Raw genomic sequence first — 24,786 nt, 5'->3', positions numbered from 1 at the left:
ATACACAAATTATACTCTATATACAATCTAATTTTAGAGAAAATATGTTATTTTTTTCCTGAATACTCAAAAATATGTTATAGTATATATAATTTAGTACTTAGAAATGTACCAACATGAACTATGAAACTTCTGGAAACGTGTATTTAAAACTCATTGTCATAACGAGTGTACTTGTTGTCGTCTTTCAATTTGCAACGATGATGTTAGATTCAGAGAGCTTGGAATTAGCAAAAGTTGATCAAAACCAAGAAGAAATAGACACTTCAATAACTAACAAAGAACAATATCAAAGTGCCTATGCTGCAAATTACTGAAGTGTCGGGGTTGCTCTCTCTACAAGAATCGGGATGCAATATACAAATGGGAATGTGAATGCGAGTAATACCTACTATCGAGATATTCAGTCTCTTTGAACAGACCTCAAAGAGCGTAGTACTATTCGTGAGCAACTTATCTCTCAAAATATGCTCATTATCCGAGAATACCTCAATCTCTCTCAAACAGATATAAAACAAATGCTAAACACTTCTTCAAATAGAGAAGCAACCCTAGAATGATTTGTTTCTCAACTTGAAAATAGATACAAAAACTCTACCCTCTCTATTAAAAGTCTGCAGTCTCAAAAAGCACTCTTAGTGCAAGAAATAGACAGACTTTCTCTACAAATTGAAGCTACAAAAACAGCTATGCAAAATAGTTTTAGCAGCTTTGATGAAGCTGGAACCTTAGAAAAAGTTGACTCGTATTATGAACTCAGACAACAATACACGGAAGCGTTCACGGATGTTGTATTTGTAAATCAGTTCTTAAAACAACACGAGTTTCTCAATAACTATAATAAAACGGTTCTTGATACTCTCATAAACAATAAAAAAGCACTCATAAATGAGAGCTTCGTTGTATTACCAGATTCTGGTACTCAGTTTCTGAAACCACTTGACCTCATCCTCGATGAAGCAGAGTTCAAAACCAATGTTCAAACAGACTAAAATAAAAAATCTGCTTTTACGATATCATTTCCATAGGACGGTGAGATTCCAGCTTTTCTGACACTCACCAGTTCAGCACTGTCAGTAAATCGCTCTATTATATCTTGCATATCGACATTTGGTCCTTCAAATGATACGCATTCATACACTCCATCTTCTGGATATTCTTCTGAAAGAATTTCTACTCTGTTATCATCTCTATCAAATGAGACATCAAAAACAGATATTTCTCAAAACGATTTTTCTAAATCAGCTCTCAGTTCCTCAACCGTACTAAAGTTTTCAGTACCTCACATGATGAAGAAATTCTTTTGACTGAGTGTGATAATATCATAATCCAGATCTGGAATCTGTAATATATTTCATGGGAGGGTCATATTCCCTGCAAAGATGTTCATAATTGTATTAAATTTATTGAAATATTTTTCCTGCTTTGTATTTTGCCATCATATCATCGTATCAACCGATGAGATTTTCTCGAGTTATGTCACCATCAAATATCTGTGGAACGGTCATGAGTCCTGATATTTGAACTATTTCCATCATTTTCTCTCTATCATTTTCTAAATCAACCACTTGATATTCTATATCGTGGGAATCGAGAAATTGTTTTGTTGCCGAACAATATGGACAATATTCTTTTGAAAAAACTGTTATCATTTTTTTATAATTTTTAGGAACTAAACTTCTTTCTATGAATCATAGAATATACTACAATAATTTAAGAAAAGTGTATGAACTATTCATACAGTGTTTGTAGTACGATTGTCTCGTCTGTTTCTTTCACTCAAGCGATACAGGTCATGACTTCGTCTTCTCACAGTGGAAAAGCTGGCTCACCACGCAGATTTTTTATAACATGCTCACTCCCCGAGACTATCTTGCACATACATGCTGCGCACATACCAGTTCTACAGGCATTAGGTATCTCTATATCATGAGATTCAAGTTGAGAGAGCAGTACTCTGCCCACGTCTATAGGAACCTCCTTGATGAGTTCTCCCTTATTATTTTCAATTCTCAGTTGTGTCATAATCTTTATTTTTATCTTTATGTAATATTTTTAAAACCAGGACAAGGACTCAGATAATTAAAACGGGCCCTACACTGAGACTCAAAAATTGTATCAGTTCTGTGTTCATATATGTTAGTTATCAAATCTAGCTACAACTGGGATTTGCATAGTGTCTATACACTCTTTTGACTGAGGTCAAAATACTCCTTGGGTAGTTTCTGGCCAATCACACGTTTCTATAAGTGCTCGTATGAGAGATTGTCTCAGTACTTCATCAAAAGTACCATTTATTTCTCCCTCATAATATCCAGCCCTCGCTAACACTTCTTGTAAATCACGAACCCCGTCTCAGCTACTTCCCACACTGAGTCAAGGAGTCAGAGAATAGTTTTCCCCAACAGATTCAAATACTGTATCTCATGGAAGTTGATCTGCAATTATTTCCTCATCTACAATCTGAACTGGTTCAGTTGTCACGTCAGTGAGTGAACTATCATCTGCAAATTCAGGAGCAGCGACTCGAGGTATAGCAAATAGTATGTTATACACAAGTATAGCTACCAAAGCTACAATTACCAGCAAACTTGCACTTTTATACACTCAAAGTTTTTTATAGTCTAAAAACGGGATGTCAAAAAATACTACAAGACCTCAAAGTATAAATACTATACTTACGACGAGATGATAGATTCAAAAAGCAACTGTTCCTATGCCTGAACCGTTAAGTAAGAGAGAATACAATATCATAAAGAGTGCGTAGCTCAGTGCAAACACTCTTAGCGCTGTGATGTCTGATGGTTTATATCTCGTAACTGTGTAATCAATATTGTATCCAATAAACTTCGATATCATAAATACTACATAGAACACTATTACTACAATCCATGCAAATTCGACGCTTTGCAGTACAAAAGCTTCGAGTAAGAGGATGCTGAGAGCTCAGGAGCTCACAGATACAAGCGTATTTACATCGTAGGTGTAAATGTATGGAGTTGTTTGATAGTTTTGATTTGCAGTGTCAGTGTTTTTTGAATCTCGAATGGATTCTACTATTTGCAGGAGTACTCAAGCCACCAGTAGGTAATATGCCAAAACAGAGAGAGATTCTGCGTACATATTGGAATCTAGGATCAATGAGAGAGCTACAAAACAAAAAATAACTAATGCTCATCCAAAAACATATCTGGTATCAAGCTTAAAATACAAACTCACTCCCGTATAGAGAGCTATGTAGATGATTGGGTTAGAAAATCAAGATACGTAAAATCAAAGAGTTATGAGTGCGACAAATCAAACAATACATATATTTATAAATAGATTTGAATCAAATCTAGAGTGTGAGTCATCAGAAATAGTATTATATAATAGGTTCACAAGTGGAAGCAGTATCACTGCGAATAGTGGATATATTCACAAACTAAAACTTCCTGGTTGCATAATTAAAACTGTCAGTATGTATCATACAGCACTTCACACCACTGAATAATATAGCATCTTTGCAAGCCAATTTACCATTTGATTTATATTACACATTAAAGTTTTGTAAAAATATTGTATAAATTTTAAGAGATATGTAAAAGTTAATCTTGTACTCCATAAGTTTATTCTTATAATCCACACAGTTTTTAAGGAGGCACTTACTTTCCACCCAGTAGTGTATTCTTCAAAAACTATAGTACGCGCGTTTATAGTTACCAAAACACATATACAAAAGTGATTGTGATTCTTCACAAAATAATCACTTACATTATTCGACAGGTAAACTATTATAGATATACTTGTCATTATGCTGAAAATATTTCACGCATCTATTTTTTAACTTTTATAGAATTATGAAAAATTCTAACTCAGTGTATTCGAGAGCTTTTACAGTTGCAACTGTAGCTGCACTTGTTTTTGCACTTAACGTATCAGGAGCTCTTGCGGGTTTCTGGAGAACATTTGATGGTATGACTGCTAATGGTGTCCCTAATCCTGCTGAATTCCTATTTGGGTACGGTACAACTGGTAATCAATTTGGTTACGGTTTTGGTTACGGATATGGATATGGTGACTTTGAAGCTGGATACATAGTTACTGATGAAAATGGTAATACTATTGCTAACGGTTCAACTGGTGGTACTGGTGGATCAACTGGTTCAACTGGTGGATCTAGTTCAGGTGGTGGATCTAGTTCAGGTGGTGGATCTAGTTCAGGTGGTGGATCGTCTAGTGGTGGTGGATCTAGTTCTGGAGGTTCAGGTTCTAACGGTGGTTCTACTGATTCAGGATCAACTGGTGGATCTACAGGTGTAGATAATGGAACTGACGAAGAAACTAATAATGGTACTGACGGAGTTGGACTTGTTGTTCCATTCTGTGATATCGAATCAAACTTCGCTTACGCTTATATCGTTGCACTTTATGACCTTGGAATTGTTTCAGGATACACTGGTACTTGTGAGTTCAGACCTCAAAATGAAATCACTCGAGCTGAGTTTCTTAAAATAGCTCTTCGATCATTTGGTCAAGCTTACACTTCTGAAGATGCTCAATATGAGACATTTGGAGATGTTGAAAACGGAACTTGGGTATCTAACGCTGTTGGACGAGCTCAATTTCTAGGTCTCGTTGATGGAAATGACGGAAACTTCTTCCCTAATTCAAACATCACTCGAGCTGAAGCTATGAAGATTCTTCTTAACGCTTCTGGTCTTGCTGTAGATGCTTCAGTTACTACTACTACTTTTCCAGATGTATCTGGTTGGGCTGTTAAGTACGTAGCTGCTGCTAGAAACTATGATATCATCTCAGCTAATCCATTGTTCAGACCAAGTGATAGTATCACTCGAGCTGAAACATCTAAGATTGCTGTAAGAGGTATGAATGTTGTATCTGCTCAATAATCATTTGTTTGATTAAAAAAGACTGAGATTTTCTCAGTCTTTTTTTTGTATATACCTTGTATGAAGAATACGTGATTTGCACTGATTTAAACTTTATTTATTCCTGTATATTTGTATAATTCAGACATATTTTTAAGTATACATCAATGCCTCCTAAAAAGAAACTTATATCTCTTGTAATTCCTGTTTTTAAAGAGGAAAAAAATATCCCACTTTTATATGCAGAGATTCAATGAGTTCTCTCTCAGATAAAAAATTACAATTTTGAAATCATATTTGTAAATGACTGAAGTTCTGACACGAGCTGGTTTGAAATCGAGAAGCTCGCTCTTGATGATTCTAATGTGAAGTGAATTAACCTCAGTCGAAACTTCTGAAAAGAGGTCGCTATTACTGCTGGGATTGAGCATGCTATGTGAGATGCAGTTATTACGCTTGATTGAGATGGACAGCATCCTGTCGAACAAATACCAAATTTTATTTGAGAATGGGAAGCTGGGTACCAAATAGTTTACAATATTCGTCCGAGTATTGCTGGAGCCAGTAAACTCAAGAAATTATCCTCAGTAGTTTTTTACAAAGTGTTTAATGCTATCTCAGAATTTGAGTTTGAGGACAGGACTACTGACTACAGACTCCTTGATCGAAGAGTGGTTGATTATTTCCTCAAGTTTTCAGAACGAAATAGACTTTATAGGGGTATAATTGATTGGCTCGGATTCGATAAAAAGGCACTCGTATTTGATGCTCGTGAGCGACTTGATAACTGAGACTCTAGTTATAGCTACAAGAAGCTCTGGACTCTAGCTATAAACTCCCTTACGTCTTTTAGTATATTTCCTCTTCGGCTTGTTGGATACTTTGGTTTTTTTATGACACTGATATCTTCAATCCTTTTTGTATTTGTTGTAGTGGATAAATTAACTATAAATAAATTCTTTTTTTCAAATATAGCTGCTCTCTTGCTGATTAATATGGCACTTGTTTGAATCGTGCTTATGGCTCTTGGGCTTATAGCACTCTATATAGCACGTATTCATGAAGAGGTGCAAGGTAGACCAATGTATATTATTAAGGATTGCAAAAATATAAAAAAGTAATATGGCAGAGCGAACTGTTGCAAAAGATGCAACAGTTCAAATAAAAAAGCATTATGCATATTTTGCATACACCACTTCACACTGAGCTTTAAAATGAAAAATACAAACAAAAACAGTAAGATTTTACAACTTTGCCTTCAAAAATAATTCATGAAGCATATACTATTTCTCACATGGAAAGATATAAAACACCCTCGTGCAGGTTGAGCTGAACGAGTCATTTTTGAATACGCTGTGAGATTAGTACAAGATGGTCATAGAGTGACATGGTTCGGGAGTTCATTTGATGGAGCAGTTGAATCTGAGATAATAGAGTGAATACGAATAATCAGAAAATACTCAATCAATACAATATATTTTCTCGCTTGGAAATGGTACAAGGAGTTTAAAAAAAACAATCCAGTAGATATTATTATCGATGAAGCTGGAGGTATTCCCCTCATCTCCCCTTTATATGAAAAACATATTCCAATATATTTCTTTATTCATCATATTGGTGATCATGAATATAAAACAGCATTTCCCTTTCCTCTTAATTGGATGTTTATTCGCTTTGTATTTTGGACTTTTTCACTCTATAAGCATATTCCAACTATAACTGTATCAAATTCTACAGCGAATGAGCTAAGAGAACAGCACTGATTTACAAATATATCAGTCGTAGAAAATGCAACACACTTGGTACCTATAAATGCTATCAATTGGGAAAATAAACAAAAAGAAATAGTGTTTTATGGCAGGCTTACGCCAATGAAGCGAGCAGACCACGCAATCCGAGCATTTCAGATTTTGGCTCAAACAGATTCTGAGTATCATATGAATGTGATTTGAAACCCACAAGACCAGGAGTATACAAATGAACTAAATCTGCTTGTAGCTGAGCTCTGAATAGCTCATAGAGTTCATTTTCTCTGATTCTCTCATGATTTGGTTACAAAGTATTTACCTAGAGCTCAAGTTATGCTCGTACCGTCTACAAAAGAGTGATATGGACTTATTGTACTTGAGTGAAACTCTTTTGGTCTTCCAATTATTGCGTATAATGTACCGTGACTTCGAGATAGTGTGAGAGACTGAAAAAACTGAATATTAGTTTCAGATTGAGATTATGAAGCTATGTGAAGCAAATTAGTAGTGTTAACATCTGATAGGCACGCACTTATTACGATTTCAGAATCTTCTCTTGCATTTATAAAAAAATTTGGATGATGGGATGAGAGATATAAGGAGTTTAAAAAAATAATCAAAATATAGTATATGCCACTCGTAAGTATAATTATCCCGACCTATAACTCTGCTCGCACTCTCGAACAGTGTCTTATATCTATTGTAGCTCAAGACTACAAAGACATAGAAATAATAGTTGTTGATAATAATAGTACTGATACTACAAAGGAAATTGCTCAAAAATATACTCAAAACGTTTTTAATAAGTGACCTGAACGAACAGCTCAAAAGAATTATGGTATAGAGCTAGCAAATTGAGAGTATCTATTGATTATTGATTGAGATATGTTTATTGATAAATGATTAATTACAGAATGTGTAAAATTAATATGAAAAGACTTAAATAATGCTTGAGTTTGTGTTCCAGTAAGTGATGTGTGAGACTCATATTGGGTTAAGTGTATAGCATTTGAAAGAAGCCTCTATGTGTGAACGCAAATGGAAGCTCCTAGATTTTTAAAAAAAGAACTAGTTAAAAAAGTTTGAATGTATCCTGAAGATATAATATTTTTTGAAGAATTTATCGTTCCACAAAAAATTGAAAAGCTAGGATACAACATCAGACTACACTCAGAAAATAAAATTTATCATGATTATTATGATTTTGATTTCATGCAGAATCTAAAAAAGAGATTTAATTATGGAAAAACAATGAAAGCTTATAGTGAAAATCAAGAAGAATACTCAGATTCTCAGCTTTGAATTTGAAACAGACTTAAAATATTTTTTACTAACAAGTCTTTTTACACAAAACCTCATTTAAGTTTAGGGATAATAAGTTTGAAGTTTATAGAGTTAGTTAGTGGTAAGCTAGGTTTATTTTTAAATAAGTAAAAATGATAGGAAAAATAGGTTGATTGTTAAGTAATTTCCCAATACTTAAATTTATTCCACCGTTTAAATGGATAATTAAAAAATGATTATCTAATTGCAATAATTGTAAATTCTCATGAAAAATGTCTTACCTTTTATGAAAAAATATATATGCAAATAACGTCTCTTTATGAGGTACATTCTTTCAGGATATATGAAATATATATATCTGAGATTGAACTATTCTATGATACGATTGTATGTTATTAACATCCGGTTATAAAAGTACTGATAAACTTCTTAAAGACCCATATATTAAAGAAATAATAATTTGAAAAAACGTATGGATAACATCAAGAGTTATAATTCTATGATGAGTTACTATTTGAGATAATGCAATAATTGGTGCTTGAAGTGTAGTTACTAAAGATATTCCAGGTAATACGTTTGCAGCATGAAATCCTTGTAAAGTAATAAAAAATATAAACGATGAAAAATAAAAAATCTATCCTTTTTCTTTGATCATACTGAAGAGGAAATTTATGAGATGATATGTTCTTAGATTTAATATTAAAGTTTTATCCAGCAGATAAATTTAATATATATGTAAATGCATCTGAAGATGCTGAAATACCAAAAAACATAAAGAATAAAATAAATATAATTGATACTAATTTTTTAAAAGATTTTAACCAAAAAATAAAGATATTATATAAGATTGATTCAGTAGTATATTTTTGAGGTGATCTTTTCATGGAATTAAAATGAGCTCGATTCTTTCGTATTGTATTTTATAAAATGTTGATAGTGAATTTATTTTCAAAAGTTTTATGAAAAAAAATATATTATATCTGAGTTTGAGTATGAAATATATCTTGATATTCATTGCTTTTAGCAAAAATCTCATGAAAATTATCTAATTATATAATTTTTAGAGATAAAGAATCGGCAAAAAAATTACAATTAAATAAAAATAAATTTAGTGTTTTTCCTGATTTAGCTGTAAGTTATTTCGATAAAGAAAAATTTGATATTAAAGATTCCAAAAATATAAAAACTAAAATTTGAATTTCTCTATTATATTTTGTTCCAAATAAAGAAAATTTCCAAGATTTAATAATCACCATATCATGAATAGTTAATAAACACACTGAATTAGATTTTGTTTTTTTACCACTGTTGATTTCAAAGAATGAAAAATTTGATGACATATGGGTATGAGATAAATTAATTAGCCAATGTAAATATGAAAATATAGAAATATTAAAATATTCTTGAATTAATGATTATATAAAAAAAATACAAGGTCTTGATATTATTATTAGTGCAAGATTACATTGAAATATTTTTTCAGTATTATCATGAATTTCAACAATTGCATTATCTTATAGCCCAAAGGTTACAAATTTTTTTATTGAAAATAATCTTAAAGAATTTTGTTTAAATATAAATGATTTAAGTGGATTAGATTATATATTCTCTGACATTCTATTAGATAATAAAAAAGTTAAGTTTAAAATGGCTTCAAAAAATTTACTAAAATATAATACCAGCTATAAAGAGAAAATAGACGAATTATTTATAAATAATAAAAAAAAATATGATGTATAATTATGTAATCTATATTTTAATTTCATTTATAGTTTCTGTTTATATATATATTAAATGATTTATTTCCTCTTCTTTAGTTGCAGCTTATGTGTGAAATAACAATGCAACTTCATGATTAAACAATATTTGAGATTATTATTCTACCATTAATTTTTGAGAAATTAAATCATCTGATTTTTGGCTTAGTATACCTATATTTATTTATAAAAATATTATTTATTTATGAATTAATCCTCAAATATTTCATTCTTTATCAATATTTATATTTATTTTTATTTCAATGGTTTGAATAGAACTATTGATAAAAAATTACAATAAATCAAACTATAAATATTCTGTCCTTATCTCATTAGGATATACATTTTCTACATTCTCAATAATAAACTTTGTTTGAGCTAGTATATTTGTATACATTTACTGGATGATACCTTTGAGTATATATGTATTACTTAAAAAGTCATATTGGGGATATTTTATTTATTATTTACTCATATGATTAGCCTCAGCTGTAAATCTTCCATTTTGATTGATGTTAATAGTTTTATGAATTATAGTAAAAATAATTTTTCAAAGTAATAATATCATATCAAAAGAAAATTTTACTTTTTTAATATTCTGAATTTTAATAAGTTTTATTTTTATCTTTCCAAATATATTTTTCTTTTTTTCTAGTAAAGAAGCTGCAAATAGTATACTATCAAGTGAAATATTTTACAGAAATTGAACAAATATAATAACATTTATAAGAGGAATTACTGACTGGTGATTTTTTAGTTGAAATAATTGATACTTATATAGAAACTATTCTCCTTTTTATAATACATTAATTGGATACTTCACATCTCTATGGATTTTTGTTCCAATTTTTATATTAATATTAAATAAGTCAAAAAAAAATGTAAATAATATTATAATGGTATGATTAATTATTTTCCTATCATTTTTAATACTATGAGAAGTCACTCAAATTTCTAATGTTTTTACAAACATATTTTATTCTATTCCACTAAGTTCAATTTTCAGAAATACTTCTAAATTCTTCTTTCTCATTTATGTTTTAATATTACTTTTACTTATATATAATAAAAATATCAAAATTCCATCTATTTTATTTTTTATTGCTTCAATTCCAACGTTGATTATTTTTTTAAGCTGAAATGTAATAACAAGTAACATAACAAAATCCAATATACCATCTGATTATAAAATATTAAATAATGAAGAACTCATTTCAAAAAATGATAATATTTTAGTCTATCCTCCTCAATACTTTCCTGTTTATAATTTTTGAAACTGAATCAAGCAATTTGGGTCTTCTTCTTTATTAGAATTATTTATAGATTGAAACTTTATTCAAAGTAGATGTGTTGGATGTTGAAATAAAAGATTTGAGTTAGACTTAAAAAATCTTACAAATTTTAGGCTTTTAAACTGGGTAAATAAACTTGAAGAATATTGAGTAAATAAGATTATTTATGACGACAATACTGATAAAAATTTTTATAGAAATACTATTTCTAGATTAGAGCTTGAAGAAGAATTATTGATTCAATGAATTTTAGTGAATACAAATCAAATCTGAAATATTTATATTTATAATTTGATACTTGATTCAAAGAAATTATCAGTTTGTAATTCTTTTTGGATAGATTGAGATACAAATTTATTAGTTGAAGACTGTAAAAATTGAGAAGTTTACTTTACACCAAGTTCTAATGATTACTTACAGATTCAAAAAGTTTGAAAATATCATATATACTTTGTGTTGTTTATTATAAATATATTAATAATTATATGATGATTACAAAGTTATTATAAATATAGAAAAAAGAATGCTTAAAAACTCTTGGCACATAATCATACTGATACTTGGAATACTGATAATTAATCTTTTCCCAAGTTTCTTCTTATTACTCGGTACATATTTCCTACTTGATACTGGATTTGCACCTTTCACAGAATTTAGATGATTTTTTGAAGTATCAATATTTTGACACTTAACTCATTTATTATCATATTTATTATGATATGCACTGTTTTCAAAACTTTTTTTTGTATTTGTAATTCTTGTTTGAATCACTACATGACTACTAATATCAAAGTATATTTGAACAACATTTCCCCAGTTTAGAAGTAAAACGCTTGATATAGCTGCTATAATTGCGGCTGTATATAATCCATTTATGTATGAGCGACTTATTAGTCAAACGGGAATAGCATTTGGAAGCTATATGCTCATAATATGAATACTAATAATTCTGATTTGTAGAGCTCGACCATGCGATGCAACATATGATTATCACAGGATTCTGAAGTACTACAACCTGTGAATACTCTCTATGTTTCCATTTGCTGTGGCATGGATGATATTTCCACACGCAATATTACTGATCGTACTGATATTAACAGTATTGACTCTGATGTACCCAAAGAATATTATCCAGTTTATGCTCATACTTTTTGGTGTTATTTTACTCAATATAAATTGGCTTGTTTGAGATTATGCCCTTCGACTCAATACAAATGTGTCCAAGCTTGAGTCATTCACTCGTGATAATATTGAAGTATTTCAATGAAACAGCTTATCTGGACTATGAGTGGATCTCACTCATCTGTTTGGATATGGTTTTTGGGGTGAAAAATATCATATCATATCTCCCGATGATATCATGAAGTATTGGTATATATTTGCAATTCTAGTACTCACTATAGTTGTATACGGATGATACAAACTCTATATCAGAGATAAATATATAGCGATTGTTCTCAGTAGTATTGCAGTTATAGCATACATATTATCTATGTGAATCGCATCGCCAATTTGGGGATGGTCAAGTGAAATACTTTATGAATATCTGCCGTTTTATATCGGTATGAGAGAACCTCAAAAGTGGTTAGCATTGACGCAGTGAATATACATGATATATTTTGTCATATGATCTATGTATTTACTCCACTCTAAGTGGCTCAATAATATACAAGAGAATATATTTAAACGACTTTTTCAATACCTTGTAAAAGTATTTATCGTAGTATTGCCAATTCTATGGGTTCCCACAATGCTTATTTGATTCTGGGGGCAACTCAATATATCTGATTATCCAGATGATATATTTGAAGCTCGTGAATTTGTGCAAACTAAGATTCCAGCAGACAGTAAAATCATAAATTTTCCCTGGCATAGCTATATGGCTTGTGATTGGACTTACGGTAAGGTGACTGCAAATCGAGCAAAGGATTTATACTATCCTGCTAATATTGTCACTTCTGATAATATAGAAATAGGGAAACTGTATTCAAATAGTGTTGCATCCCAATCTATAGACATAAATAAGTTTGTAAATAACAAAGACATAAACTTACTTATAAAAAATAGGATTGAATATGTTCTATTTAATTCAAGTTGTGCAGACTGGAGAAAATATATGTTTTTAGAAGAGGATACAGTTCATTATGAAAAACTGTTTGATAGCGAACATATCAAAATATATAAAGTAAAAAATGAAAAATAACTATTACAATATAGCACTTATAATGTGAGCGAGTATAATAGCTTGAGCTATTAACTATGCCTACTATCCTCTCATGCTCCAGTATATGACACTGGAGGATTTTTGAGTATTTGGAAGTATTATGTGAGTCCTGAATCTCATATGAGTTATATCTACTGGGATTATACTGTTTCTCAATAAAGAGATATCTAAAAATATCTGGGACACTGGTCGAGTGAAATATATTTTTGTAGCTTCACTCAAGATATTGAGTGTAGTTTGATTGATTGGAACTCTTATTTTTTGGATGTTTACTCCCCTGTTAGCTCGCTATTTTGATGTGAGTGAATATGGGTATTTTATACTTATTGGAACTACCATATTTTTGAGTTTTGTATCAACTGTCGTTCAGTCATCTCTCAGATGATTAAAACAATTTAATTATCTCTCTTTCTCTCAAATTATTGGTCCTGTAATGAAGCTCATGATTTGAATCTGACTTGTGTATTTAGGGTACAATATTTATTGAGCTATTTATTGAGTAGTACTAAGTGGATTGATCTCACTATGAATATCTATACTCTATTTAAAATTCATATTTCAATGAACAAGCTCTGTTTGAAAAACAAGTGAATTACTCAAAGATTTTAGAAATAATAAAAAGGAAATTATAAAATTTTTTCTTATTAGTTTCTTTTTTGCACTGTTCTTGAATATTGATGTTATATTTGTGCAAAATATATTTGATGCTACAAGTGCTGGAGCGTATGTAGGTATTGCTGTACTGGGAAAATTTTTGATATTTTTACTGCTCTCCATTGAAACGGTGTATTATGGACAAATCTTAGAACACTCAAAAGCAACAGTTCCACGACACCTCATACTCAATCCACTCGTCATTATGACTCTTGTTGTTGTAAGTGCTCTAGTATTTAATGTATTCTTTTGAAATTTTATACTTCATATTCTGAAGCCTGAACTCACAGAGTATTTTGATATTTATCTTTGGTCACTGATGTATTATGGTTTACTTGCGTACATGAGTTTTTTCTCAAAGATACTTGTGTGATGGAATAGTAATTATGCAAATAAGTTACTAGCAGCATGCTCAATACTATTAGTGATTGTAGTATATACACTATGAACGAGTTCTCTTGAGAACTTTATTTATAGTTTCGTTTGAGTATGATGTATCACAACAATATTGCTTGCAGTATTATTTTATTTTGAACTGACTCACGTTAAAAAATAATCATGAAAACTCTTCTCCTCACATGATGAACTGGATATATCTGATCTCACTGCGCAGTTGCAGCTCTTGAGGTTGGATATGATATTGTCATACTCGATAATCTCTCAAACTCTGATAGTGACGTTATTCAAAAAATAGAGCAAATCGCAGGTTCTTCTTCCCTTTCCAATGGAAGAATTGAGAAGAGTTCTTGAATAAAATTCTACCAATGAGACATACGAAACTCAGCAGATCTCGAAAAAGTATTTTCAGAAAATAAAATTGATACTGTCCTACACTTTGCTGGACTCAAAGCTGTGTGAGAGAGTTGTGACAAGCCATTTATGTATTATGAAAATAATGTAGAGTGAACTCTCAGACTCACGGAATCTATGGAAAAACACGGAGTGAAAAATATAGTTTTTTCCAGTAGTGCTACGGTATATGACCCAAGTGCTCTCTCACCACTGCGTGAAGACTCACCAACTTGAAATACCTCTAACCCATACGGTACAAGTAAGTTTATTATAGAAAATATCTTGCGAGATTTAGCCACTCATCAGTGACTCAAAGTAGCAAATTTGAGGTATTTTAATCCGATTGGAGCTCATAGCTCTGGACTGATAGGAGAGAATCCACGAGATATTCCTAATAATTTGCTTCCATACATAATGAAAGTAGCATCTTGAGAACTGAGTCAACTCAAAGTATTTGGGGATGATTATGAGACAGTAGATGGTACCTGAGTTCGAGACTATATACATGTTGAGGATTTAGCTGCCTGACATATCGCTGCACTTGAGTGGTTAGAAAATAATAAAACTCAGTGAATATTTGAAACTTTTAATCTCTGAACGTGAACGGGGAGCTCTGTGATGGAAATGATTGAAATAACTGAGGAAGTCACTGGTACAGCACTTCCCTACACAGTTTCCAATAGACGACCTTGAGATATCGCAACAGCCTATTGTAATCCTGAAAAAGCTCTAAAAATCCTCGCTTGGAAAACAACAAAAACTATCCAAGAATCCATTACAGACAGTTGGAACTATATAGAGAAACAAAAATCATAAGATTATTGAACTTTTTATAAAAAAAAGTATTCTATACTCAAAATATAATAAATACCATAGATGAAACTTACAATATTTGGAACTGGATACGCTGGGCTCGTATCATGAACGTGTCTGGCTCAAGTAGGTCATGATGTGATGTGTATTGATATTGATGCAAGTAAGATTGATCAGCTCAATAATGGAGAAATACCTATTTATGAACCAGGACTCGCTGAACTGGTAGAACGTAACGTCAAAGCCGGGAGACTCTCATTTTCAACAGATGCGCAGGCTGGAATAAAACACTGAGTTGCTATTTTTAATGCAGTTTGAACTCCCCCAGATAGAGAGAATGCAAACAAAGCTGACCTCAAATATGTCAGAGCCGTAGCACAAACTTTCGGAGAACAAATATCTGAATACAAAGTATTTATCAACAAGTCTACGGTTCCCGTTTGAACGGGAGAAATGTGTAAAGAAATCATAAAAAGAGCTATCTACACTCGTGAAAAAGATATAGAGTTTGATGTCGCTTCAAATCCTGAGTTTTTACGTGAAGGTACGGCTGTACAGGACTTTTTATCTCCTGATAGAATCGTGCTAGGTTCAGAGTCGAGTCGAGCTAAAAAAATACTCGATGAAATCTATAGACCCTTTGAGAGGTTGCATACTCAGATACTGCATACAGATATCACAAGTGCCGAACTTATTAAATACGCTGCCAATTGTTTCCTCGCGACAAAAATCAGTTTCATCAATGAAATCGCAAATTTTTCAGAAATTGCTGGAGCAAATATAACTGATATAGCTAAAGGGCTAGGTATGGATCCGAGAATTGGACGTAATTTTCTTTCTGCTGGACTTGGATATGGAGGGAGTTGTCTTCCTAAAGACGTCAAAGCACTCATAGAAACAGGAAAAGAACACTGATTTGATTTTCAAGTCATTTCAAGTGCTGACAAAGTAAACGAATCCCAAAAAAGTATCGCAGTTCAAAAACTAGCCCAACATATGTGAAGTTTGAAATGAAAGACTATTTCAATTTGGGGTCTTGCCTTTAAGCCAGAAACAGATGACGTTCGAGAAGCTGTGAGTATGACGGTAATTGATGAACTCCTTGGAGCGTGAGTAGAGGAAATACGAGTATTTGATCCAGTTGCGATGGAATCTATGAAATTCTTTGGAAATAGAAGTGATAAGATTATATACTGTGAATCAAACTATGAGACTCTTATACACTCTGATGCTCTCATGCTCCTCACTGAATGGGATGAGTTTTTTGCACCAGATTGGAAGTCTATGAAAAAATCTATGAAGTGAGATACTGTATTAGATGGTAGAAATATTTGGAATAGTAAAATTGTTAAAGATTACGGGTTTAAATACATAAACATCGGGAGATAATGATCTGAATATTTTTAGCTCTCGTTGTAGCATTTATCAAATCACTGTGAGAACTGGCTTGAAAATCATTTACTGATATCAAAAAAAATGACTCACTTGATGAATATACTCTTGCCTGGGGAACCAGGCTTTTTTCATTTATTTTATTATTGCCATTTATATTTTTTGTAGATTTTAACAATCTCAATATTGAGTTTATTGGTATCCTCCTAGCGTCATCACTCATAAATGCAGTTACAACTATCACTGCTCTAAAAGCAGTAAAGTATTGAGACTTATCTCTCGTATCTCCACTTACAGCGCTCACTATTCCATTTTTATTTGTGACTTCTTACTTTATAAGTGGAGAACTTTCAAATATATATGGAGCTGCTTGAGTTGCTATAATATTTGTAGGGACATATTTTCTCAATATTCAGGAAATTAGGTGATGATTTCTCGCCCCCATTCGAGCATTAATAGAAAACCTTTGAGCTCGATATATGCTGGTCACAGCGATACTCTGGAGTGTGAGCTCTCCACTTGATAAGCTCTGAGTCTTGCAAGTAGGTGCCATTTGATGGATGCTCTTAACTAACGCTGTAATATCTCTCATCTTTGTGGGAATTATGCTCGTGATGTGAAAAAGTATGAACCCTAAATCTATGCTCACCAAAAAAAATATTTTAAAAATAGGAGCTTTGAGTATCTTGACCTGAGCTGCAGCATTTCTTCAAATGCTCGCTCTCAAATACACATTGGTTATCTACGTTATAGCGCTGAAAAGAGCGAGTTGAATATTTAGCGTATTTTTAGGATATTTTATGTATAAAGAAAAAAATATAGTCGCTAAATTTGTGGCTGCTGCAATTATGCTTGCCTGAGTCCTAGTTATTAGTATACTTTGAAATATATAACCTAAACGTTTTTTATGAAACTTATCATACAAGTCCCATGTTTTAACGAAGAGAAGACGCTTAGTAGTGTTCTCAGCGAATTACCAACTCATATTGATGGGATAGATATCATAGAAACTATGATAATAGATGATGGTTCAAGCGATAAAACTATAGAGATAGCAAATGAACACAAGGTTGATTATATCATCAAACACAGAGGAAATAAAGGACTTGGAAATGCGTTTCGTAGCTGAGTTGAAAAGGCCCTTCGAGAATGAGCAGATATCCTTGTAAATACTGATGGAGATAACCAATATCCAGGGAGGTATATTCCAGATCTTGTTGCTCCAATAGTAAACTGACACTCTGATTTTGTAATGGGAAACAGACAAACCAAAGATATACAACATTTCTCACCCATGAAAAAGTTTTTTCAATGGCTTGGAAGTTTAATAGTACGAATACTCTCAGGAACAAAAGTTCCAGATTCTGTGAGTGGATTTAGAGCCTACTCTCGAGAAGCCCTTCTCAAACTTAATGTAACCAGTGATTTTTCATATGCGGTTGATACTCTCGTACAAGCAGGAAGTAAAAAAATAAAGATTGATTACATACCGATGACGACGAATAAACCAACTCGTCCATCTAGGCTTTTTAAAAACATATGGCAACATATGTACAAAACCCTTTCAATATTACTCAGAGTATATGCGATGTACCACCCACTGAGACTTTTTGTCAGTCTTGCGAGTGCATTTTTTATAATTGGACTTATTGGGATAATCAGATTTACATATTTTTACATTACGATTGAAGGACCAACCGGTCATGTACAGTCTCTCATCGTCTCAGGAGCCTTTCTCACGATTGCTACAATATTTTTTGCACTTGGTATCATCTGAGACCTTATATCTAAAAATAGACGACTTATCGAAGATAATCTCTATTTCACTAAAAAAGTATATTTCGATAAGAAATAATATATTAAAAAATCTCTCGTACTTGAGCGATTTTTTTTATTGTCAGAATGTATATAAGCTGAAAGCCCGCATAAGCGGGCTTTTATTCAGGATTTTTCAAAACACGTAGCACAGCTAGGTTTTGAGAAAAGTGCTTTGCAGTGGGTCAAGAACCCACTGCAAAGCAAGTAATGACACACTATAACTTTTTTTCGGCAGAAAAAAAAGCAAGAGCAAATGCATCATCCCTAGTGTACTTTTCTGCGGGGCAAGCAGAATTTCCAGCACAGGTTTAATAATTCTATTCAAAAAAAATATAAGTCAAAAGATAATTTTGACTTATATTTATAATTATTTCTAAGATAGTTTTATTGAGTAATTTCTATTCTTTGAAAGAGAGCTTCTCATTTCTTTGTAATATTGAATACTTCTGATTTATTTTGAAGATCTTGAAGTTTTCCAGACTCTAATTGCTCAGTGTAATTTATAAGTCAGAGTTTAGTGAACATCTCAGACATCTTATCTGGAAAAAATGCGTAGAGTCCGAGTCCTACTTGTCTGAGTCATTCTGCGAGCGTATAGAGAACTTCTCTTGTTCCCTCCTCATCCTCTTTTATCATTTTCCAGGGTTCTTTTTGGTCTGCAAATTTATTGAGCATATCAAGAAATTCAAAACTCGTATCAAGTGCTGATTTAAGTCTGTACTCATTCATTCTGAGTTTCATCATATGAGCGTAGCTTGCCATTCACGTTGAAGTCAGATTGATGGTTTCAAGCGTCACTTGCTCATCAGCATTTCACATATCAGGGGCAGCATATCACTCAGCTTCCACTTGCGTGTTATGTAATCAAGTATCAAGTATTCAAGTCTTGTCTTGGAGTTTGAGTGCCAGCACGACTACTCTGTTAACGAGATTCCCAAAATTGTTTGCAAGTTTTGAGTTGTAGGTCAATAGAGCTTGTTTTTGGTCAAAATCTCCATCTTGCCCGATATTAAAGGTCGAGAGTAAGTAGAGCGTGAGCATTTCTTTTGAATATTTTTCTGAAAATTCTACGGGATCAATCGCATTTCACAGTGATTTAGATATTTTTTGTCCATCAACAGTAAAAAATCAAGTGGTCAGAATATTTTTTGGCAAATCAAATCCAGCTGACATGAGCATCGCAGGCCAATAAATAGCGTGAAAACGAATGATATCTTTTCCAACTACATGCAGGTCAGCTGGCCAAAAGTCCTCATCTCCATTTTGACACACTGTGATATAATTAAACAACGCATCATACCAAACATAGCTCACATGAGATTCATCAAAAGGAAGTTTGATCCCAAATTTATTGGTTTCTCGACTCACAGAAAAATCCTCAAGTCATCGCTTGGTAAATGCTATCACTTCATTGAATCTATCTTGTGGGATTACAAATTCTGGATTATTTACGTAGAAATCCTCAAGTTGGTGTTGATATTTTGAAAGTTTGAAAAAATAGTTTTTTTCTTTGATAGTATCTGGAGCTTTGAGATGATCAGGACAAATGAGTACTCCGTCCTGTTCTATGAGGTCATCGTCTTTTTTAAATGCTTCACATCCAACGCAATACTTCCCTTCATATTCTCCTTGATAGATATCACCTGCATCAAAACTCTTTTGAAGGACTTCTCTCACAAGTTCATGATGCCTTGATTCAGTTGTTCTGATAAAATCTGTATAATCTAAACCTAGTCCATCCCATACTTCTTTGTGTTTTGCTGCCATCTCGTCGAGATAGACTCAGATTTCTTTTCCATCTTTTTCAGCTGAATCTACTATTTTTTGACTATTTTCATCTACTCAAGTACTAAACTTCACCCGTTTTCCTGATATTTTTTGAAAACGTGCGATGCTATCAGCGATAAGACTACTATAACTATGACCAATATGAGGAATCCCGTTGGTATAGTAAATTGGAGTGCTTACAAAAAAAGTATTTTTCTCTGACATACATGAGTTTTTAAACGTAAAATATAGCACTATTTATACTCAAATAGTGCTATAAATCAAAGAAAAGTAGGGATTATCTACCTCCCAAATAATTTTTTCATAAATCACTTGAGTGGGGTACGAATATGCTCCGGTGATATAATATCGGTGAAATGTTGTTCTCCACAGTTTAGGCAGAAATTTGCATGTTCGCTATTTCTAGTTTTACAGGTTCTACATATTTTCGAATCTGTAATTTTTTGACTCTCAGCCACGTCCATAAATACAAGTATGGTGATTGACGAAATTACTGCTAGGAGAACTGGTCCTAGAAGAATAAGCAATACTCAAAATACTTTTCATATTGCAGTTACCGGTACCATATCTCAGTATCACACGGTAGACATAGTCACAAATCACCACCACAGTGATTGCGGAATTGATGAAAATGTTGGATTGACAGGAAACTCAACATAGTACACAAAACTCGATATAATTATGAGCAGAGACATAAAAATACTGAAAATAGCTTTGTATTCTTTATGGTATTCTCGAATAGTTTTTAGAAATCACAAAGCTATCGGTGAATGAGCCGATACTTCAAAAAGTCGCATAATTCGAAGAAGTCTTAAAACTTTTAAAATTGCGAGTCACGATAAAGCAGGAAAGAAAAACATGAGAAAAAATGGAGCAAAGGAGAGTAGGTCGATAATATTAAATGCTTTGAAGGGAAAGAGTAGTTTACTTTTTGAACGAAGGAACCGGTAGAGATACTCCAATAAAAAAATAATAGAAACTAAGGCATCAGCAAAAAATAGATTGAGATACCATGAATACGGGAGTCACTGTACTGTTTCTATAATCAGAACTCACACACTTAAAATGACACAAATTACGATGAAAGTATTGAGTTTTTTTCATAGTCTACTGTCGGGATCATGAAAAATATTTTCATATGTATCTCTATCATAAAATGCTCAATCCTTCAGCACTTCGTATTTCAAAAGTCGTTTAAACATAAAAAAACTGGAAATATATAATATATATCCCCAGTATAACATATCCAATCACCGTTGTAAAAATTATTTCAGTGCTTGAAGTCTCTTTAAAACGGTAGGATGAGAATAATAGAAAAACTCATAGGCTGGATGTGGTCTCAGATTAGAGAGATTATTTCTCGAAAGTTTAATCAAAGCCTGAGAGAGATGTTCTCCAGAATAATTTTCTTTTGCATAAGCATCTGCTTCATATTCATTTTTTCGAGAAAATATGCTTGATATCATCCCAAAAATCATTGAAATTGGAGTGAAGAGAATTCCAAATGCCACTGCACCGAGATGAAAGCTTTGAACTTGACCTCAAAGAGCTTGTGAAACAGCAGGAACAGCAAGAGCGAGTGAGAAAATAAAGAGTATAACTCAGGTTTGAATCGTCCCAAGAGCCAACATTTGAAGGGTATGACGTTTTTTATAATGACCAATTTCGTGTGCTAATACTGCAACGAGTTCTTCAGTCGTGAGGTCTTTTATAAGTGTATCAAAGAGAACTATTCTCTTTTTAGGTCAAAATCCACTGAAATAGGCATTCGCTTTTGAGCTTCGTTTACTTCCGTCAATAACATAGATATTATCGAGTTTGAATCAAACCTTGTCCCCAAATGCTCCAATGGCTGTTTTGAGTTCTCAATCTTCAAGAGGAGTTTGATTATTAAAAAGAGGAACAATGAGACTTGAGTAAAACATCATAAAAAAGAGTGAAACCAATGTCGTAAGTATCCAAGCATAGATCCAGAAACTTGCTCAAAATGTAAGATAGATGAATACTATTAAACTCAATAAAGGAGCTCAAATAAGAGCTGAGAGTAGAAGCCCCTTTAGCGCGTCAGCAAAAAAGAGATTTTTTGTCATTTTGTTAAATCCAAATTTTTCTTCTATTACAAAGGTTGAATAGTAAGAAAAAGGGAGTGAAATAATGCTAGAAAGAAGAGAAATGGTCCCAAAAAAATACAATGCCAAAAGTATTTCGTTTTGCGTATATTGTCTAAAAAAATCGTCCAACCATCCAAATCCACCAAATACTAAAATAAGGAGCATAATAATAAATGATGGAATAGAGCTGTACCATCCAAAAGTATACTTTGCTCGTTCGTATTTTTGAGAACTTGCATATTTGTCCGCATCGTAAATATCAGAGAGTTCAGCAGGTATAGTATCAGACCAACGAAGGGTATTGAGATATCCAAGTACTTTTGTGAGAAGAGTCTCAGCTATAAATATAGATATAATGAGAATAAAAATAGTTTGAACTGACATGAAAAATTGGTAAGAAATAAATATATAGGTATTCTAAGTGGAAATACTGAAATTAGAAATTATTTTTCTCTCAAATATGTACTTCGTCTATATTCTGAAATGCTCTGATGATTCTCTCTATACTTGAATTACTAACAATATTGAGAAACGACTCAAAATGCATAACTGAGAAATTCCAGGTGGTGCAAAGTACACCAAAGCACGCTCTCCTGTTGAACTCGTGTATTCTGAAAGCTCTGATGATAGATCGAGTGCTTCAAAACGAGAAATAGAAATAAAAAAACTCACTCGAGCAAATAAGTTACAGTTAATTTGAAAATAAAAAAACTGAGAAAAATTCTCAGTTTTTTTATAGTTTAACTTTTTTCTACCACTGTTCCCTGCTTCGTATCAACAACACTATATCACGCAGCTATAATCTCTGCTCTAAGTTTATCGGAAAGTTCAAAGTTTTTTTCAATTTTGGCTTCGTCTCTGGCAATTGCTAAGTGAAGTATTGCTTCTGGGATATCTTCTCCCCCTTCAAATATTGATTCATCTACAATACCAAACACAGAGTTGAAACTTAGGAGCATATCAACACAACTATTTACTTCATCTGACGTGAGTTTCTTGTCTGCAAGCTCAGAGTTTATATATTTCGTAAGTTCAAAGAGTGTGGCTAGTGCTTCGGGAAATGAAAAATCATTTTCTAGTGACTCTATAAAATCAACCATTATATCCTGCATATAGTCTCGAAACTCAGGTCGAACTCATGAATATTCAGCTTCAAAACGAGCTAAATTTTTACTGGTGTTATCAATATTTTTAATGGTTTGAATATTTTGTTCTAGTTTATCAAAACTAAAACTGATTTGATCTCGATAGAGTCCATTGATGCATGAGAGTCTAAAAGCTCTGTACAATCGAGACTCGTTTGGATATTTTTCTTCTAGATCTCTGAGAGTATAAAAATTGCCAAGTGATTTACTCATCTTTTTCCCATCAACCATCAAGTGTCCAGAATGAAGCCAATATTTTGAAAATTCTTTCCCAGTACACGCTTCACTTTGTGCTATTTCATTTTGATGATGTGGGAATATGAGATCTTCTCCCCCCATATGAATATCTATTTGTGCTCCAAAATATTTCATCGCACACGCACTACATTCAATATGCCATCCTGGTCTTCCTTTGAGTACTACGGTCTTTTTATCTAAAATATTTTGAGCTTGATTTTTGATTTTTACGGCATTCTCTCAAAATGTAGGAATTTCAAAAGATTCTTCCCAAAAATTTTCTCCATCACTTTTTTTCCAAGCTTTCCAAAGTACAAAATCAGCAGCGACGTCTTTTTCATATTCGTCATTGTCTATTCTCACTGATTCTTTCATTCCAGACATATCAAGATTTGCAAGATTCCCGTACTTTTTAAATTTCGAAATACTATAATACACACTTCCGTCATCAGCAAGATAGGCAAAGCCTCTATTGAGCATAGTTTGAATCATTCGAACCATTTCTGGAACGAGTTCAGTCACTGGTTTAATATTTTCTGGAAGTTCAATCCCTAATTTTTCTAAATCACTGAGAAATATTTCAGTAAATCACTGTGTAAAATCGCTGAGAGACTTCCCTGCTGCCTGACTATCACGAATGGTTTTGTCATCGACATCTGTAATATTCATCGTAATTTTTACCTTATATCCAAGAAAGTTGAGCGTTCTCGCAATTGTATCCTCAATAATTGAAGTTTTCAGGTTTCAAATATGAGCGTTATTATACACTGTTGGACCACACTGGTACATTTTAACTTCTGGAAATCGAATTGGTTTGAATGCTTCTGTTTGTCTCGTAAGTGTGTTATATATTTGCATAG

Annotated in this window: 24 protein-coding genes; 16 read left to right on the top strand and 8 right to left on the bottom strand. The window is 32.5% G+C overall.

Features of this window, described 5'->3' with window-relative positions:
* Positions 1-116: 116 nt before the first annotated feature.
* Positions 117-992 carry a hypothetical protein gene (locus tag GW846_02110; GenBank protein ID NDK09548.1) on the top strand — a complete coding sequence of 292 codons (876 nt, stop codon included), beginning with the start codon at positions 117-119 and terminating at the stop codon, positions 990-992.
* On the opposite strand, the gene GW846_02105 is transcribed toward GW846_02110, so the two are convergent.
* The 4 genes from GW846_02105 to GW846_02090 all read right to left on the bottom strand — a co-directional run bounded on the left by GW846_02105 (position 989) and on the right by GW846_02090 (position 3,522).
* Positions 989-1,390: a hypothetical protein gene (locus GW846_02105; protein ID NDK09547.1), complete on the bottom strand. Its 402-nt coding sequence runs from the start codon at positions 1,388-1,390 to the stop codon at positions 989-991. The two genes, GW846_02110 and GW846_02105, sit on opposite strands and share 4 nt — an antisense overlap.
* Before the next feature lie 13 nt (positions 1,391-1,403).
* On the bottom strand, positions 1,404-1,652 hold the full coding sequence (locus GW846_02100) for a glutaredoxin (GenBank protein ID NDK09546.1): 249 nt from the start codon (positions 1,650-1,652) through the stop codon (positions 1,404-1,406).
* Between the two features lie 79 nt (positions 1,653-1,731).
* A complete protein-coding gene (locus GW846_02095) occupies positions 1,732-2,025 on the bottom strand; it encodes a (2Fe-2S)-binding protein (GenBank protein ID NDK09545.1) in 294 nt (97 codons plus the stop codon).
* 114 nt (positions 2,026-2,139) lie between these two features.
* Positions 2,140-3,522: a peptidoglycan-binding protein gene (locus GW846_02090; GenBank protein ID NDK09544.1), complete on the bottom strand. Its 1,383-nt coding sequence runs from the start codon at positions 3,520-3,522 to the stop codon at positions 2,140-2,142.
* Positions 3,523-3,839: 317 nt separating this feature from the next.
* Here GW846_02090 and GW846_02085 point away from each other — a divergent pair, with 317 nt between their 5' ends.
* The 14 genes from GW846_02085 (at position 3,840) to GW846_02020 (ending at position 18,682) form a co-directional block, all read left to right on the top strand.
* Positions 3,840-4,892 carry an S-layer homology domain-containing protein gene (locus GW846_02085; GenBank protein ID NDK09543.1) on the top strand — a complete coding sequence of 351 codons (1,053 nt, stop codon included), beginning with the start codon at positions 3,840-3,842 and terminating at the stop codon, positions 4,890-4,892.
* A 146-nt stretch (positions 4,893-5,038) separates the two neighbouring features.
* The gene (locus GW846_02080; GenBank protein NDK09542.1) at positions 5,039-5,992 is read left to right on the top strand and encodes a glycosyltransferase family 2 protein; all 954 of its coding nucleotides are present in this window, start codon (positions 5,039-5,041) and stop codon (positions 5,990-5,992) included.
* A gap of 1 nt (position 5,993) precedes the next feature.
* Complete coding sequence (locus GW846_02075; GenBank protein ID NDK09541.1) at positions 5,994-6,179, top strand: hypothetical protein; 186 nt, start codon at positions 5,994-5,996, stop codon at positions 6,177-6,179.
* Positions 6,143-7,246 (top strand): glycosyltransferase family 4 protein, encoded by a 1,104-nt coding sequence (locus tag GW846_02070; protein NDK09540.1) that lies wholly within the window; start codon positions 6,143-6,145, stop codon positions 7,244-7,246. The genes GW846_02075 and GW846_02070 overlap by 37 nt, the downstream gene beginning before the upstream one ends.
* 3 nt (positions 7,247-7,249) lie before the next feature.
* Positions 7,250-8,053 (top strand): glycosyltransferase family 2 protein, encoded by an 804-nt coding sequence (locus tag GW846_02065; protein NDK09539.1) that lies wholly within the window; start codon positions 7,250-7,252, stop codon positions 8,051-8,053.
* A 122-nt stretch (positions 8,054-8,175) separates the two neighbouring features.
* On the top strand, positions 8,176-8,532 hold the full coding sequence (locus GW846_02060) for a hypothetical protein (protein ID NDK09538.1): 357 nt from the start codon (positions 8,176-8,178) through the stop codon (positions 8,530-8,532).
* 52 nt (positions 8,533-8,584) lie between these two features.
* Positions 8,585-9,643, top strand: a complete 1,059-nt coding sequence (locus GW846_02055) for a polysaccharide pyruvyl transferase family protein (GenBank protein ID NDK09537.1) — start codon at positions 8,585-8,587, stop codon at positions 9,641-9,643.
* Positions 9,644-10,556: 913 nt separating this feature from the next.
* Positions 10,557-11,483, top strand: coding sequence for a hypothetical protein (locus tag GW846_02050; protein NDK09536.1), 927 nt, complete (start codon positions 10,557-10,559; stop codon positions 11,481-11,483).
* Positions 11,476-13,155: a hypothetical protein gene (locus GW846_02045; protein NDK09535.1), complete on the top strand. Its 1,680-nt coding sequence runs from the start codon at positions 11,476-11,478 to the stop codon at positions 13,153-13,155. The genes GW846_02050 and GW846_02045 overlap by 8 nt, the downstream gene beginning before the upstream one ends.
* Positions 13,145-14,386 carry an oligosaccharide flippase family protein gene (locus GW846_02040; GenBank protein ID NDK09534.1) on the top strand — a complete coding sequence of 414 codons (1,242 nt, stop codon included), beginning with the start codon at positions 13,145-13,147 and terminating at the stop codon, positions 14,384-14,386. Before GW846_02045 ends, GW846_02040 begins: the two co-directional genes overlap by 11 nt.
* A 2-nt stretch (positions 14,387-14,388) precedes the next feature.
* On the top strand, positions 14,389-15,438 hold the full coding sequence (gene galE / locus GW846_02035) for a UDP-glucose 4-epimerase GalE (protein ID NDK09533.1): 1,050 nt from the start codon (positions 14,389-14,391) through the stop codon (positions 15,436-15,438).
* Between the two features lie 60 nt (positions 15,439-15,498).
* A complete protein-coding gene (locus GW846_02030; GenBank protein ID NDK09532.1) occupies positions 15,499-16,824 on the top strand; it encodes a UDP-glucose/GDP-mannose dehydrogenase family protein in 1,326 nt (441 codons plus the stop codon).
* Positions 16,824-17,720, top strand: a complete 897-nt coding sequence (locus GW846_02025; GenBank protein NDK09531.1) for an EamA family transporter — start codon at positions 16,824-16,826, stop codon at positions 17,718-17,720. The genes GW846_02030 and GW846_02025 overlap by 1 nt, the downstream gene beginning before the upstream one ends.
* Positions 17,721-17,734: 14 nt before the next feature.
* The gene (locus tag GW846_02020; GenBank protein ID NDK09530.1) at positions 17,735-18,682 is read left to right on the top strand and encodes a glycosyltransferase family 2 protein; all 948 of its coding nucleotides are present in this window, start codon (positions 17,735-17,737) and stop codon (positions 18,680-18,682) included.
* 347 nt (positions 18,683-19,029) lie between these two features.
* On the opposite strand, the gene GW846_02015 is transcribed toward GW846_02020, so the two are convergent.
* The 3 genes from GW846_02015 to GW846_02005 form a co-directional block, all read right to left on the bottom strand.
* Complete coding sequence (locus GW846_02015; protein NDK09529.1) at positions 19,030-20,637, bottom strand: methionine--tRNA ligase; 1,608 nt, start codon at positions 20,635-20,637, stop codon at positions 19,030-19,032.
* Between the two features lie 77 nt (positions 20,638-20,714).
* Positions 20,715-21,635 (bottom strand): hypothetical protein, encoded by a 921-nt coding sequence (locus GW846_02010; protein ID NDK09528.1) that lies wholly within the window; start codon positions 21,633-21,635, stop codon positions 20,715-20,717.
* A 63-nt stretch (positions 21,636-21,698) separates the two neighbouring features.
* Entirely contained in the window at positions 21,699-22,928 is a 1,230-nt protein-coding gene (locus GW846_02005) for a M48 family metallopeptidase (GenBank protein ID NDK09527.1), read from the bottom strand.
* 157 nt (positions 22,929-23,085) lie between these two features.
* On the opposite strand from GW846_02005, the gene GW846_02000 reads away from it, so the two are divergent.
* The gene (locus GW846_02000) at positions 23,086-23,250 is read left to right on the top strand and encodes a nuclease (protein NDK09526.1); all 165 of its coding nucleotides are present in this window, start codon (positions 23,086-23,088) and stop codon (positions 23,248-23,250) included.
* A gap of 34 nt (positions 23,251-23,284) precedes the next feature.
* Here the strand turns inward: GW846_02000 and GW846_01995 are convergent, their stop codons facing one another.
* Positions 23,285-24,784 (bottom strand): cysteine--tRNA ligase, encoded by a 1,500-nt coding sequence (locus GW846_01995; protein NDK09525.1) that lies wholly within the window; start codon positions 24,782-24,784, stop codon positions 23,285-23,287.
* Positions 24,785-24,786: the final 2 nt, after the last annotated feature.

The sequence above is a fragment of the Candidatus Gracilibacteria bacterium genome, from assembly GCA_010119145.1.
Lineage (GTDB): Bacteria > Patescibacteriota > Gracilibacteria > BD1-5 > UBA6164 > JAACSU01.
The sequence above is the reverse complement of the archived record's forward strand: the minus strand, read 5'-3'. Positions and strand labels throughout refer to the sequence as shown.